10 protein-coding genes are annotated in these 13,977 nt (G+C 68.9%); 5 read left to right on the forward strand and 5 right to left on the reverse strand.

Features of this window, described 5'->3' with window-relative positions:
• Positions 1 to 31: 31 nt before the first annotated feature.
• The gene (locus C5B85_RS06025) at positions 32 to 484 is read right to left on the reverse strand and encodes a globin (RefSeq protein ID WP_104285106.1); all 453 of its coding nucleotides are present in this window, start codon (positions 482 to 484) and stop codon (positions 32 to 34) included.
• Positions 484 to 1,410, reverse strand: a complete 927-nt coding sequence (locus C5B85_RS06030) for a mechanosensitive ion channel family protein (RefSeq protein WP_104285107.1) — start codon at positions 1,408 to 1,410, stop codon at positions 484 to 486. Before C5B85_RS06030 ends, C5B85_RS06025 begins: the two co-directional genes overlap by 1 nt.
• A 95-nt stretch (positions 1,411 to 1,505) precedes the next feature.
• Here C5B85_RS06030 and C5B85_RS06035 point away from each other — a divergent pair, with 95 nt between their 5' ends.
• On the forward strand, positions 1,506 to 1,985 hold the full coding sequence (locus C5B85_RS06035; protein ID WP_374953087.1) for a glutathione peroxidase: 480 nt from the start codon (positions 1,506 to 1,508) through the stop codon (positions 1,983 to 1,985).
• 84 nt (positions 1,986 to 2,069) lie between these two features.
• Here the strand turns inward: C5B85_RS06035 and pepN are convergent, their stop codons facing one another.
• The gene (gene pepN, locus C5B85_RS06040) at positions 2,070 to 4,625 is read right to left on the reverse strand and encodes an aminopeptidase N (RefSeq protein ID WP_104285109.1); all 2,556 of its coding nucleotides are present in this window, start codon (positions 4,623 to 4,625) and stop codon (positions 2,070 to 2,072) included.
• An 83-nt stretch (positions 4,626 to 4,708) separates the two neighbouring features.
• Between pepN and C5B85_RS06045 the strand changes: the two genes are divergently transcribed.
• From C5B85_RS06045 to C5B85_RS06055, 3 genes are read left to right on the forward strand one after another with little or no spacing between them, the layout of a single operon-like run.
• Positions 4,709 to 5,317 carry a DsbA family protein gene (locus C5B85_RS06045; protein ID WP_146077863.1) on the forward strand — a complete coding sequence of 203 codons (609 nt, stop codon included), beginning with the start codon at positions 4,709 to 4,711 and terminating at the stop codon, positions 5,315 to 5,317.
• Positions 5,317 to 5,862: a ribose-5-phosphate isomerase gene (locus C5B85_RS06050; RefSeq protein ID WP_104285111.1), complete on the forward strand. Its 546-nt coding sequence runs from the start codon at positions 5,317 to 5,319 to the stop codon at positions 5,860 to 5,862. Before C5B85_RS06045 ends, C5B85_RS06050 begins: the two co-directional genes overlap by 1 nt.
• Positions 5,855 to 6,817, forward strand: a complete 963-nt coding sequence (locus C5B85_RS06055) for an Fpg/Nei family DNA glycosylase (RefSeq protein ID WP_104285112.1) — start codon at positions 5,855 to 5,857, stop codon at positions 6,815 to 6,817. The genes C5B85_RS06050 and C5B85_RS06055 overlap by 8 nt, the downstream gene beginning before the upstream one ends.
• Positions 6,818 to 6,830: 13 nt before the next feature.
• On the opposite strand, the gene C5B85_RS06060 is transcribed toward C5B85_RS06055, so the two are convergent.
• A complete protein-coding gene (locus C5B85_RS06060) occupies positions 6,831 to 12,446 on the reverse strand; it encodes an SCO7613 C-terminal domain-containing membrane protein (protein WP_181064301.1) in 5,616 nt (1,871 codons plus the stop codon).
• Between the two features lie 228 nt (positions 12,447 to 12,674).
• Positions 12,675 to 13,337, reverse strand: coding sequence for a DUF6891 domain-containing protein (locus C5B85_RS06065; protein ID WP_104285114.1), 663 nt, complete (start codon positions 13,335 to 13,337; stop codon positions 12,675 to 12,677).
• 111 nt (positions 13,338 to 13,448) lie between these two features.
• Between C5B85_RS06065 and C5B85_RS06070 the strand changes: the two genes are divergently transcribed.
• Entirely contained in the window at positions 13,449 to 13,898 is a 450-nt protein-coding gene (locus C5B85_RS06070) for a GNAT family N-acetyltransferase (protein WP_104285115.1), read from the forward strand.
• Positions 13,899 to 13,977 lie beyond the last annotated feature (79 nt).

Below are 13,977 nucleotides of genomic sequence, written 5' to 3' on the forward strand. Positions count from 1 at the left end.
GCGTCTCGCACCCAGGCCGGTCAGGCCGGGCTCAGGAGTCGGCTTCGGCTCCTGGGCTCGGCTCGAACGTGTTGACCATGGCGGTGGCCGCTCGGTCGAAGTAGTCGGCCATCTGCTGGCGGTGGATGGGGGAGAGGTCGAGCTGGTCCATTGCGGCGTGCATGTGCCGTAGCCAGTGCTCTCGCGCCTCCGGGTTGATGTGGAACCCGTTGTGGCGCATCCGGAGGCGCGGGTGCCCGCGCTCGGCGCTGTACTCGCTTGGCCCTCCGAAGTACTGGGCGAGGAAGTGCCCGAGGCGCCAGGTGGCACCGTCCAAGTCGTCCTGTGGGTACATGCGCCACATCAGGGGGTCCTGACGGACACCCTCGTAGAAGGCCGCCGCGAGCTTGTCGAACGCCGGCATGCCGCCGATCTCCTCGTAGAGCGTCGGCACGGCTGCGGCCCCGCCTTCGGAGGCTCGCAGGTGGATGGGGTTGCCGGTCATCAGGCGGTCCCTCCCGTTGTGGACTGGCCGTCAGCCCCGTCGAGCACGATTGCCTTGAGGGATGGCAGATTGATATCGGCCGACTTTAGCGCGTCCTGCGTGCGGGCACGGAGCTCGCGCTCCACTTCCCAACGCGTGCCGGGGCGGACGCGAATGGTGAGACGAAGGACCACGGCGTCAGAGGAGATCGACTCCATGCCCCACATTTCCGGGGTGTCGATGAAGTAGTCGAGCCATTCCGGGTCCTCCGTGAGCTCCTTTGCGGCGTGCAGCATGACGCGCTCGACGTGCGCGCGTGAGGTCTCGTACGGTACCGCGAGGTCGAAGACGACCCGGTTCCAGCCCTGTGAGAAGCTGCCGACGCGTTGGATCTCGCCATTGCGGACGAACCACAGCGTCCCCTCGACGTCGCGGATCTGCGTGATGCGCACTCCGACCTTCTCGACGACACCCGTCGCCTCGCCCATGTCGATGACGTCTCCGACGCCGAGCTGGTCTTCCATCACCATGAACAGGCCGTTGAGGACGTCGCCGACGATACGCTGCGCGCCGAAACCGAGACCGGCACCGACCGCAGCGCTCAGGATGGACAGCGACGCGAGGATGCCAGGGTCGATCTTGGCGATGATCATGACGACGAGGATCACGACCACGACGACGTTCACGATGTTCGTCAGTACGGACCCGATGGTGCGGGTGCGCTGCACGGTGCGCACCGCTGCCAGCGGTGAGCGCACCGACAGCGCCTGCGTATCTGTAACCCCGCGCTTCTTCTTGACGCCGCTCACGATCTGCTTCACCGAACGGTCGATGAGCTTCAGCAGGATCCAGCGGAAGACGAATGCTCCGAGGATGTAGAAGACGATCGTGATGGGGATGTCGAAGGGGGTGAGCGCGGTCGTGAGGGAAGTCCAGAATTCTGCCATAGCGCAACGAGTGTAGGCGGATGCGCCTATCCGTCTCGTGTGAGCGGCGTGCGAGGAATAGGTGAGCCTCGCATCCGGTTGCCCTCCGTATGAGCCTGAATGTGAACGACATCGAAGTCACCACCATCGACGGCGAGGCCAAGAAGCTCGCAGCCTACGAGCCGGTGAAGCTTGTGGTGAACGTCGCCTCGAAGTGTGGGCTCTCCGGGCAGTACGAGAAGCTGGAGGAGCTGCAGCGCCAGTACGGCGCGCAGGGATTCACGGTGCTCGGCTTCCCGAGCAACCAGTTCCTGCAGGAGTACTCCGACACCGACAAGATCAAGGAGTACTGCTCGCTCACGTGGGGCGTCAGCTTCCCGATGTTCGAGAAGGTCAAGGTCAATGGGCGGTCGGCGCACCCGCTCTACGCGGAGCTGACGAAGACTCCGGATGCGAACGGCAAGGCGGGGCGCGTGAGCTGGAACTTCGAGAAGTTCCTCATCGGCCGGGACGGGACCGTCACTCGCTTCCGCCCGACGACCGAACCCGACGCGCCAGAGGTCGTCTCGGCCATCGAGGCCGCACTCGCCCAGTAACTGCACGGGCTGGCGGAGAAGACAACCGCAACGCGAAAAGGTCGCCTCCCGGCAGGGAAGCGACCTCTTCGTGTTGCAGCAGAACTACTCGGACTGCGCGTCACGCTCCTGAGCTGCCAGGGCGCGCACAACTCCTGCGCGACCCTCGATGATCATGCGGCGGAACGCGGGGGCCGCGCCCTCGTTGTTCGCGAGCCACGCATCTGCGGCGTCTCGGATGCGCTCGGTCGCAAGGCCGGCCGGGAAGAAGCCCTCGATGAGCGTCTCAGCGATCTGGAAGCTGCGGTCAGCCCAGATCGTCGAGATGTGACCGAAGTAGCGGTCGACGAACGGCTCGAGGAGCGTTTCGTCGTTGACCCTGTCGAAGCCGGCGACAGTGGCCCGCACGATGGCGTTGGTCGCGTCCGAGCGATCCATGACGGATGTCCAGGCTGCTTCCTTGCCGTCGGGCGTCGGGAGCGCCGCGCGTGCGTGAGCAGCGCTGCGCTCGCCGTCCGCAGTGCGGTCGCTCTCGAGCCGTGCAGCGATCTCCGCCTCGCCAGCGCGGCCGCCGGCGACAAGCGCGTAGAGCAGCTCCCAGCCGAGGTCGGTGTCGATCTCGAGGCCCTCGAGCTTGAAGGTGCCATCGAAGAGCGCCGCGACGGCGTCGAGCTGCGGGTCGGTTGCCGCGAGGGAGGCGAACGCCTTCACGAAGCTGAACTGCGCGTCTGAACCCGCCTCGGCCTGCTTCGCGAGCTCGAACAGCTCATCGGTGACGACCTCGACGATCTCGGCGCGGTCTTCCGGCGCCGTGTAGAACTTCGCCGCCGAGGTGAGCTGGCCAAGCACCGTGCGGCGCGTCGTCGACTCGGTTTCGGTGCCGATGACGCCAAGGACGGCGCGAATGAAGTCGCGCGCGCGCAGCTCCGCATCCCGAGTCGCGTCCCAGAGCGAGCTGACCACGAGCGAGCGGGAGAGGGGTGCGCGGAGCTTGGGCAGGTGCTGCTGCACCGTCGCGACCGAATGCGCGTCGAGGCGGATCTTCGTGTACGCGAGGTCGTCGTCGTTCACGATGATGAGGTCGGGGAGGGCCCCGCCGATGAAGCTCGGGACCTCGGTGCGCTCGCCGTCGACGTCGAGTTCGAAGCGGTGGATGCGGACGAGCTCGTCGCCCTGCACGTTGTAGAGGCCAATCGCGAGGCGGTGCGGACGGATCGTGGGGTGCTCTGCGGTTGCCGTCTGCTCGATTGCGAACGACGCGAAGTTGCCCTGCTCGTCGAGCTCGTACACGGGGCGCAGCGTGTTGACGCCGGCCGTCTCGAGCCACTTGGCGCTCCACTCGGTGAGGTCGCGGCCACTCGTGACCTCGAGCTCGGCGAGCAGGTCGCGCAGCTCCGTGTTGCCCCAGGCGTGCTTGGTGAAGTACGCGTTGATGCCGGCGAAGAAGGCGTCGCGGCCGACCCAGGCGAAGAGCTGCTTGAGGACGGAGCCGCCCTTGGCGTACGTGATGCCGTCGAAGTTGACCTGCACGTCGTCGAGGTCGCGGATCTCGGCGACGATCGGGTGCGTGGAGGGCAGCTGATCCTGGCGGTAGGCCCAGGACTTCTCGCTGGCGTTGAAGGTGACCCAGTTCTCGGTCCACTCCGTCGCCTCAGCTGTCGCAAGGGTCGAGATGAACTCAGCGAATGACTCGTTGAGCCACAGGTCGTTCCACCACTTCATGGTGACGAGGTCGCCGAACCACATGTGGGCCAGCTCGTGCAGGATCGTGACGACGCGGCGCTCACGCACCGCATCCGCGACCTTCGAGCGGAAGACGTAGGACTCGGTGAACGTGACGCAGCCCGCGTTCTCCATAGCGCCAGCGTTGAACTCGGGCACGAAGAGCTGGTCGTACTTCGTGAACGGGTACGGAACCCCAAAGGCCTTCTCGTAGTACTCGAAGCCTTGCTTCGTGGTGCGGAAGATGTTGTCGGCGTCGAGGTTCGGCGCGAGGGATGTGCGGCAGTAGACGGCGAGCGGGATCGTGCGGCCGTCGATGGACGTGAGCTCGTCGCGCACGACCGTGTAGGGACCCGCGACGAGCGCCGTGATGTAGCTCGAGATGCGCGGCGTGGTCGCGAAGTGCCAGACGGCGCGCTCATCGTCGATGGGCTGAGGCGCCTGCGACGGCTCGTTGGAGATGACCTGCCAGGAGGCGGGGGCCGTGACGTGGAAGGAGAAGTTCGCCTTCAGGTCGGGCTGCTCGAACACCGTGAACATGCGGCGGGAGTCCGGCACCTCGAACTGCGAGTAGAGGTAGACCTCGCCGTCGGCGGGGTCGACGAAGCGGTGAAGGCCCTCACCCGTGTGCATGTAGATCGCATCGGCGTCGACGGTCAGCGTGTTGTGCTCGGCCAGGTTCGGCAACTGGATGCGCACACCGTCGTTCACGGCCGAGACGTCGAGCGCCTCGCCGTTGAGCACAACACTGTGCACCTGGCGGGTGATGGCGTCGATGAAGGTGGACGCGCCCGGAACTGCCGAGAACGTCACCGTCGTGATCGAGCGGAACGTCTCAGGACCCGTCGTGAGGTCGAGGGCGACGTCGTAGTGCTCGACACCGAGCACAACTCCTCGACGCTCGACCGACTCAGCGCGAGTCAGGTTCTCTCCGGGCATTCCAGCTCCTTTGGTGTCAGGGGGCCCGGGTGTTCCGGGCCTGCGGCGCGGCCAGCCTAGTCCTGCCGAGTAGGCTTATGCGTATGCCCGCACCGATCAAAGTAGATTTCTGGTTCGACCCGATCTGCCCATTCGCTTGGATGACCTCGCGGTGGATCGACGAGGTCGCCAGTCAGCGTGACCTTGATGTCACCTGGCACATCATGAGCTTGGAGCTCCTGAACGAGGAGAAGGACATCCCGCAGTCGTACCGCGACATGCTGCAGGGAACGTCCCGCCTCGGCCGCGTCGTCGCTGGCGTCGAGCAGGACCTTGGGAACGACAAGGTCAAAGCGCTCTATGACGCGCTCGGCACGCGCATCCACCCGGGCGGACGCAAGGACCGCGACGTGGTGCTGCAGGAGGCCATCGCCGAGCTCGAGATCCCGCAGTCGATCGTCGAGCGTGCCGATGCAGGCGAGTTCGACGAGCGCTACCGCGCGAGCCACCTCTCCGGCATGGAGCGCGTCGGAGATGAGGTCGGCACGCCGATCATCGCGATCGACGGCGTGGCGTTCTTCGGCCCAGTCATCTCCCCGGCTCCGAAGGGCGAGGAGGCGCTTCGTCTCTTCGACGGCGTTGTCATGGCGGCGTCCGTCGACGGCTTCTTCGAGCTCAAGCGCAGCCGCACCCGCGGACCGGTGTTCGACTGATGCGCATCCACGTCGCTACGGACCACGCCGGACTCGAGTTCTCGCAGCAGCTGCAGCAGCATCTGAGCGACCAGGGCCACGAGGTCGTCGACCACGGGCCCGCCGAGTACGACCCCCTCGACGACTACCCGTCGTTTTGCATCAACGCCGCCCAGGCCGTCGCCAACGACTGGGCCAACGGCTCCAAGTCGCTCGGCGTGGTCTTCGGCGGCTCGGGCAACGGCGAGCAGATCGCGGCCAACAAGGTCACGGGCGTGCGCGCCGCGCTGGCCTGGAGCGACGCCACGGCGCAGCTCGCCCGCGAGCACAACAACGCCAATGTGATCTCGATCGGCGCGAGGCAGCACGAGATCGTCGACGTGCTGCGTTTCATCGACGTCTTCATCGCTGAGCCGTTCCCGGGCGAGGAGCGGCACCTGCGTCGCATCTCGCAGCTGGCCGAGTACGAGCAGACCGGCAAGATCGCCGGCAAGTCCGTGCTCGGTGCCGTTGGTACGGTCGTGCCGCCGATGGTGGAGTCGGAGACGCCGGCGGGGAATGCCTGAGGGCCACTCCGTCCACCGCATCGCTCGGCAGTTCACGGCGAACTTCGCCGGGCGAGCGGTCGCCGCATCGTCCCCCCAGGGCCGCTTCGCTGAGGGTGCCGGGGAGATCGACGGCCGCGAGATGATTGAGACGTTTGCCGTCGGCAAGCACATGTTCTCGCGCTTCGACGGTGGCGTCTGGCTCCGCGTGCACCTCGGCATCTACGGTGCCTGGGACTTCTCGGGCCAGGTGTCGACGACGCTCGGGCAGACGGGGGAGTACTCGCGGAAGCGTCCCGGTGTGACGATCGAGGACTCGCGGGGCGAGACCTCTCTGGCGAGCATCGGCGCTCCGCGTCGCACGCGCCTGAAGATGGCGGAGGCCGAGCGCGAGCAGGAGCTCTCGCAGTGGCCCCCTGAGCCCGTCGGTGCTGTGCGTCTTCGCCTCCTCACCTCCGAGACGTGTGCCGACCTGCGTGGGCCGACGGCGTGCGAGCTCATGACGGGCGACGAGGTCGCCGCGCGCATCAACAAGCTCGGACCTGACCCGCTTGTCGACCGCGGCGCGAAGGCCGAGGCGCGGTTCCTCGAGCGCGCCAGGGGGAAGCGCACGCCGATCGGGATCGTGCTCATGGATCAGCAGGTCGTCAGCGGGATCGGCAACGTGTATCGGGCGGAGATGCTCTACCGGGCCGGCATCAACCCGCACACGCCGACGTCGCGACTTACCGACGAGCAGCTCAGCGAGCTGTGGCGCGACTGGACGAAGCTCCTCAAGATCGGCGTCGAGGTCGGCCAGATGATGACGATCGACGGGCTCCGCGGGAAGGCCAAGGCTGCCGCGCTCGAGAACCGAGAGGACCGGCATTGGGTGTATGGCCGCGCGGGGGAGCCGTGCCGCGTCTGCGGCACCCCGATCGCGCTCGAGGAGATGCAGGCGCGCAAGCTCTACTGGTGCCCCGGCTGCCAGCTCTGACCTTCCGGCGGCTTCACCGCAGGGATCGGATGGATGCTGCGGCACGCTTCGCGTCGCGCAGTCGCGCCTCGTACGTGGTGGCGATGACCACGAGCACCGTGCCCGCCAGCGCGAGCCACACCCACCAGGGCACAACACCTGCGACCACGGCAAGCTGCTGCCGGAATGCGGTCACAGCGTGGAGCACGGTGATGATCGCGCCGAGGACAAGCGGTGCCTGAAGCCGCCCGACGGCACCCCAGATCGTCACTGCGACGGCGACGAGGCCAACCGCGATGAGACGCCACGGTGCGGGGTCCGCGAACTGCGCCAGGTAGCTGGGCACGAGGAGCAGTGTCAGCCCGGGGGCCAGTGCTGGCCAGCTGCGCAGCGCTGGCCGCTTGGCGAGGAGATGCGCACCACCCGCGAGCAGGGTCGCGGCGAGCGGGACCGTCGCGAGTTCGAGCCACCGGACGGGGCTCTCGCTCTGCACGACGCCGATGAACGCGACCAGGGTCGCCGAGGCGAAGGCCATGACGGGCAGGCGCAGCGCTAGCGGCCCCCCTGGTGTCATCATGCCGTCTTGCTTGTCTCGGGCCAGCGTCGGCAGGAGCTCAGGACGGAGCAGCGCAGTGAGCGCAAGCGCGCACAGCGCGACGACCCAGGTGAGCGCGAGCGTCTGAGTGTTCGCGACCTCGCCGCGCAGGATGCTCGGGAGAGACGACACCACAAGAGCTGCGACCGCCACTGGAACGAGCACGGTCGATGCGAGGGATGCGAGGCGTGGGTTCTCGAGCTGGTGCTGGTGGCGCCAGAGTGCGCTTGCGAAGAGCAGCACGAGGCAGGCGGGGAGGACACCCCAGAGCGGCAGTGCGATTGCAGTCAGCGGCCCTTGGGCTGCGAGGACGAGGGCGGGGCCGAGCACGGCCGCCGAGATCGCGGCGCCGACGCCGAGGGCGTTGACGGATGCTCGGAGCGACGCAGCGACGGGGACGACGGTGCACACGACGACGATCGCGAGCGTGAGGAGGGCAAGTGCGAACTCAGGCACCGACAGCGACAGGATGCGCGGACCTGCGGCATCGAGCGGCTGCGCCACGGCTGCGATGGCTCCTGCACTGAGCCAGATACCGGGAGCCGCGGCGAGCCACAGCAGGCTCTCGACGCTGGATGCGCGCGGCTCGCCCCTGCGCGGGTGGAGGTTTGCCGTCGTGACACCGGCCGCGAAGAGCACGAGGAAGGCGCCGCCGAAGGCGACGAAGATGGAAGCTTCGTCCCAGTTCGCGAGCACCTCCCACACCCACGCGAGTGCCAGCACCGGCACGCCGAGGTAGCGAAGCGCGGCGTAGGGCGACCGAGCGCCGAGCTGCACGCTCGACACGATCGCTGTCGCTGCGAGGAGCGCGATCGCCAGCGGAAGCGGCGTCCAGTCGTCGAGACCGTCGCCGAGCCCGGCCGAGGCCGCCGCCGGTGCGAGCGCGGTGCCGAGGAACGCTGTACCGAGCCCGAGCGTGCGGAGCGCGATGCCGTCGCCTCGGCGGGCCCCGTGCGGCGCCAGGAGCACGCCGAGCAGCGCGGTGAGCGCTCCGATCACGCCGGCGGTCGCGACGAGCTGAACCGGGTTCGTGGTCCCGAGGTGGATGAGCTGGGCGTGGTGGACGAGCATCCAGCTCGCCAGGACGCCGGCGGTGTAGCTCGGGAGCCTCGTGAGGAGGCTTGCCTCGGAGATGAGACGGACGACGAGGAGAATTGCAGCCGCGACGACGCCGACCAGGAGCACCGTGATGCCGGTCTGCTGCGCGATCCAGATGTTCTCGGGCGCGGTCGGGGTCCAGCGCACGACGGAGAGGCTCTGCGATGCGAGGGACAGGAAGCCGACGACGGCGACTCCCGCGCGTCCGGCCGGGCTGAGGAGCCTGACGGGAAGGCCTGCTGCGATCAGCGAGGCGAGCAGCGCGAGTCCCAGCAGCAGGAGGCTGCCCTCGAAGCGCACGGTGAGGAAGAGGCCGATCAGGACGGCGGCGCCGAGTGCGCCGAGCAGCGCGACAAGGAAGCTCCGGCGTGCCTTGGCCTCGTCTGCTGCCCAGACGGGGCGGAGCAGCAGCCACGTGACCGTGCCGACCAGCAGCACGCAGGCCGTGAGCCAGATCAGCACCTCCACGCTCGTGAGCAGTGCGGAGAACATCCCGTTTCGGTTCACATCCCCGGTGAGGTTCGCTGCGACGTGTGCGAGCGCCGCCAGCAAGGCGACGCCGCCCGCCGAAGCGCTCAGCGAGACGAGCACCGGTCGCGCATGGGACGGGAGCCTGCGCAGGCTGACCGCTCCCGCGACAGCCAGAGCGACGGCCGCGCCGATGAGGAAGTACAGCAGCGCGCCAGTGGGAGTGTCGGCCGAAGCGACCGCGGGGACAACACACGCCAGCGCGAGGCCACTCGCGAGCACGATGGCGGCCGCGCGGGCCGGTTCGCCTGCTTTGCGGGCCCTGCCGAACCACCAGAGCAGCAGTGCAGCCGCGACAAGCGGTATCCCTGCAGGAAGGTGGAAGGCCTCTGGCGTGCTGATGCCCGGCGTCGCGAGTGCGAACACGTACCAGGCGGCTGTGAGGAGGCCGACACCGATCCATGCCAGAAACGCTCGGCCTCGCGCCTGGAACAGGCCGGAGGGGGAGAGCGCGAGCAGGATGGGCACGGCAGCGGAGACCGCGGTTGTCGCAGCGAAGTACTGGGCGCCCGCCGGCTGGCCGAACGCGCTCGTGAAGACCGGGGTGCTCGCGAGTGAGACGACGGCTACCGCGCCGGCCGCGAGCTCGGCGGGGAGGGCGCGTGCCGCTGGCGCGCCGCGAAGTCTGGCAGCGAGCATCCCACCTGCGGTCAGGGCGGCTGCTGCGACGCCGAGCGATGCCGCGACGGCTGGAAGGTACTGGGCAGTCACCGACGACGTGACCGCGGCTGCGAGGGTTGCCCAGAGCGACGGGGCGAGGACTGCCAGGAGCGGTGCGATCGCTGGCACGTCGCGCTCCTCGGTTCGCCGCAGGGCCACGACGACGATCGCGATGCAGAGCAGACCGCCGAATGCGGCACCCGCGAACCAGAGCGCGCCGAGCGGCCACGCGGCGGCAGTCAGCGCGGCGCCATCGTCGCTGCGGCTGGCCGTCGACCTGACCAGGGCGAGTAGAGCGAACGACGCCACGGCGGCGGGGAGCGCTGCCGTGTAGGCCAGCAGGGTGCGCTCCGCAGCGGCGAGCCACGGCCGCGGGAGTAGGAGCGTCGCGGTGAGGAGCAGCACGATGCCGAGGTAGGCGCAGGTTATGGCGAGGTTGGTGCCGGAGGCGCTCGACGTGCTCCATGCGTCGCGCACGAAGGCGACGAGGAGCGGAACGGCGAGCAGCTGCACTGCCGTGAGCGCGGTGAGGACCGGCCGGAGCGCTGCTGCCGGGGCCCTCGTCGAGAAGCGCAGGCAGAAGGTGAGCGCGGCGGCGGCGACAAGCGCGACGATCTCGAGCGGGGGCACCGCAAGCCCCGAGCCGATGATGGCGAGGATGGCGACGGCGGCGACGCACTTGGCGACAACACGCAACGCGGTCTTGGGCGGCGCGTTCTCGGCGCCGGTGGCGGCGGGGCCCCTCGCGAGCCTGATGGCGACGAGGACGGCCGCTGCGGCGATCGCCAGGTTCGCGATGGTGACGCCCGACGAGTCGGGTGCGCTGGCGGCGGCGCACAAGGCGAGGAACGATCCTGCTGCCGTGAGCGCGGGAGTGAGCTGCCGCATCCGCCCAGGAACCAGCTGGAGGATGCCGGCGGCGAGCGCGAGGCCCACCGTGCCGGTTGCTATGGCCCACCAGGTGCCGCTTTCTGCACCCGCGAAGGCTTCTGCCATGCCCGCCTGGTCGGCGCGGACAAGCGCACGGAGATAGTCGACGTGCACGACGTCGATGGCAAGGGACATGACCGGGACGGCGGCGGCGGCGATGGTCGTCCAGGTCCAGGCGGTGACGGCGAGCTGCAGCGACGCGGCTTGTGCTTGCGCCGAGGAGACCTGTGCGTGCGTCGAGGAGAAGAGGCGCGCCCGGAGCACCTGTACCGCGGCGAGCGCCACAGGAATGAGGGCAAGCGAGAGCGCAAGGCGAATCGGCCCGACGAAGCCAAGCGGCACGGCACCGAGCGCGAGGGCGGTGAGGATTCCGAAGGAGATGAGCAGGCTGCGGCCGCCGAGCGCTCCCCGCTCCCGGCTGATCAGCCAGGCGAGCAGAGCCGCGGAGGCCGCTGCAAGGGCGAAGAGCAGGCCGTAGCCGAGCCACGGTTCGTCGCCCGTCGAGGCCGCCGCGCCGGCGAGTACGCCCGCGCTCAGGGCGACGACGCCAGTGACGGCGAGGATCCAGCGCTCGAGTGAGCGCGGCGTGGCGTCGCTGAACGAGTCCGCGGTGCTCGCCGGAGCCCCCTGGCTGAGCTGCGGTGGCTGCCTGACGCGCAGCAGCACGTGCAGACCGGACGCCGCCCCCGCGAGGACAAGGGCGAGCACAAGTCGCTGGACGGGGGTGAGGATCCCCGGAGTCGCCCCGGCGGCCGTGAGGGCGATGGCGGGCAGCACCGTGAGGCTCGCGGCGATGCCAGGGGCTCGAAGGTGGGCGAGGCGATGCCACGCCTCGAAGGCTGCGGTTGCGACGAGCAGGCCGACGCCCCAGTAGAGCGTCCCTGGAACCCGGTCAGCACCGAACAGGCCGGTGGCCTGAACGGCCCACACGTCGAGGATCACGAGGACGATGCCAAGAGCTGCGATGCCCTCGGCCGTGGCCGCGAGCCTTCGGCGCTTCAGGATGCTCGCGGTTGCGATGACCGCGAGCGTCACGCCTGCGGTGATGGCGGCCTTGACCTCGACACCGAACACGACCCACGCGAAGGTGAGGAAGACGATCGCGGCGATGCTGAGGAGCCCGATGCCGAGCACAAGCAGCAGGAGCTGCACGCTCGAGCGACGTGGCCGCGCCGGCTGAGGGGACTGCGCAGGGAACAGGGGCTGCGCGGGCGGAACCTGACGCGCTGCTGGGGCGCGCTGTGCCGCCCAGCGGTCGACCGGTGACTGTGCGGGGGCCGGCGGATGTGCGGAGTCAGACGTATGTGCGGAGCCAGACGGATGCGCGGGCTGCGCAACCTGGGGATGCTGGACATTCGCGTGCGGGAGATGCTGCGGCGCCTGGCGACCCGGAGCTGGCGTCACCGCGGCGGCCTGCGCCGCACTGGCAGCTGCATCCGCCCCCAGATGGCCGGCCGCCCCACCGAGGAGCCGTGCGTGGTCGGCGGCCAGCAGCGCCTCGCTGCCCTGCTTCTGCTCCAGAAGCGCGTGCTGGCGGCGTGCCTGCTCGGCGTGTGCCTGCTCGGCGCGGAGCGCGGCGGCGGCCGCGGCGCGCGCCTGTTCGTTGGCCGCGACGATGAACTCGCCGCGGGCGAGCAGCGGGTCTCGGGCTTGCGCTCCGAGCTCGAGGAGACGGCCGATGACGGCCTGATCACGTGTGAAGCCGCAGTGCACGCAGGAGGTTCCGGGCGCTCCGTAGGTCTCGAAGCACGACGGGCACTTGCTCGGGTCGGTGAGATCGCCCAGCGTCTTCGGGAACCGTGGCCTCTGGGCTTGTCTGCCCGCTCCTGCGTCAGTCACTCTGCGTATCCCCCTGGGGTTGTCTGGCCGTCAGCCTAGCGAGCGTGCCGCGAAGATGCCGGTTTTCAGCCAGGAGTTGGGGAGGACTGCCCCGCAGGCGGGGCTGCAGTCACGTCGAGATCGAGCCGCAGAGGTCGAGCCACAAAGGAGTTCAGGCGGGAGTCCAGGCGGTGGGCTCAGACGCTGAGCTCAGGCGCTGAGCTCAGGCGCTGAGCTCAGGCGCTGAGCTCAGGCGCTGACGAGCGGGAGCCGCTTCCGCCAGTTGCCGATCGAGATGGCGATGCGGCTCGCGGCCTGCTCATCCCAGTCGACGGCGAGCCCGTTGCTGCGCATCGTCGTCGCGATGAGGAGGCCGAGCTGGCGCTCGTCACTCGCACGCTCGTCCGGCTTCCTCGTGGCGTCCGTCGTGAACAGACCGAACGCCAGGTACAGCTGCGCTTCGTCGCCCGACAGGCGCTCGGCATCCTGCTGGTGGAAGAAGACGTAGCCGGTCTGCCCGTCTGCGGTCTTCTCGGCTTCGATCTCGGTATGCCCGCAGTTCTGGCAGCACGCGAAGTTCATGCGGGCGACGACGCCGGCCTGCTCGAGGTCGGCGAACGCGGCACGGAGCTTCTCGTAGTCGCCTTCGCTCGACCAGTCGCGCTGGCAGTCGGCGAGGTCGTCCCACGTCGCGGTCACGATGCGCTCGATTTCGTCGGCGCGGACGGGCAGGGCCTCGTCCTCGGCGAACGAGCCCGCGGTCTCGAGGGCTTCGTCGAGCGAGACGAAGCCTGGCCTGATGAGTTCGACGGTCTTCGCCCGGAGAGTCTCCCGCGGGTTGTGAACGCCGTGCGGCTGGTGCTCGGCCTGGGGTGTGGTCGAGGCTGGGCGGAGGTACTTGAACAGATCCACGGCGGAGACTCTACGTCTCCACGCCTGGTACGTCCAACTGCGAGCTGTTCAGGGTCGCCTTCATGCGCGGCTGACTTCCGGATGACGGTCCGGCGGGTGGAGACTGAGGGCATGGCTGAATGGAACGTGCGCTCTGTGACCTCGTCGGACGAGCCCGAGTGGCGCGAGCTGTATCGCGGCTACCGCGAGTTCTACGGCGTCCCGGCCGATGAGGCGAAGCTCGACGTCGTCTGGTCGTGGCTGGGCGACGACGCCCATGAGACGCACGGCTTCGTCGCCGTCGATGGTGAGGGCCATCTGGGCGGGATCGCGCACGTGCGTCGCTTCGCACGGCCCCTGTCTGCGACGACCGGGCTCTACCTCGATGACCTCTTCACCTCCCCGGCCGTGCGTGGAGGCGGGGCGGGGAAAGCGCTGCTGCTGCACCTCGGTGACTACGCGCGCGAGTCCGGACTCAGCGTGGTGCGCTGGATCACCGCCGAGGACAACACGGCGGCGAGGCGTCTCTATGACGTGGTCGCGAAGCAGACGGCCTGGGTGACCTACGACATCGTGTCGTAGTTCCTGCGCGAAGAGGCGTCTGCGTCTACCGGCGTTCACCGTTTCGGGGGAGACTTGGCCGGATCGGGCCTGAGCCCGA

This window comes from Pseudoclavibacter sp. AY1F1 (assembly GCF_002931075.1).
Classification (GTDB): domain Bacteria; phylum Actinomycetota; class Actinomycetes; order Actinomycetales; family Microbacteriaceae; genus Pseudoclavibacter.

What these genes read in the sequence shown, in the direction of transcription:
- C5B85_RS06025 (WP_104285106.1), bottom strand. Translation starts at nt 484, where the DNA reads ATGACCGGCAACCCCATCCACCTGCGAGCCTCCGAAGGCGGGGCCGCA.
- C5B85_RS06030 (WP_104285107.1), bottom strand. Translation starts at nt 1,410, where the DNA reads ATGGCAGAATTCTGGACTTCCCTCACGACCGCGCTCACCCCCTTCGAC.
- pepN (WP_104285109.1), bottom strand. Translation starts at nt 4,625, where the DNA reads ATGCCCGGAGAGAACCTGACTCGCGCTGAGTCGGTCGAGCGTCGAGGA.
- C5B85_RS06045 (WP_146077863.1), top strand. Translation starts at nt 4,709, where the DNA reads ATGCCCGCACCGATCAAAGTAGATTTCTGGTTCGACCCGATCTGCCCA.
- C5B85_RS06050 (WP_104285111.1), top strand. Translation starts at nt 5,317, where the DNA reads ATGCGCATCCACGTCGCTACGGACCACGCCGGACTCGAGTTCTCGCAG.
- C5B85_RS06055 (WP_104285112.1), top strand. Translation starts at nt 5,855, where the DNA reads ATGCCTGAGGGCCACTCCGTCCACCGCATCGCTCGGCAGTTCACGGCG.
- C5B85_RS06070 (WP_104285115.1), top strand. Translation starts at nt 13,449, where the DNA reads ATGGCTGAATGGAACGTGCGCTCTGTGACCTCGTCGGACGAGCCCGAG.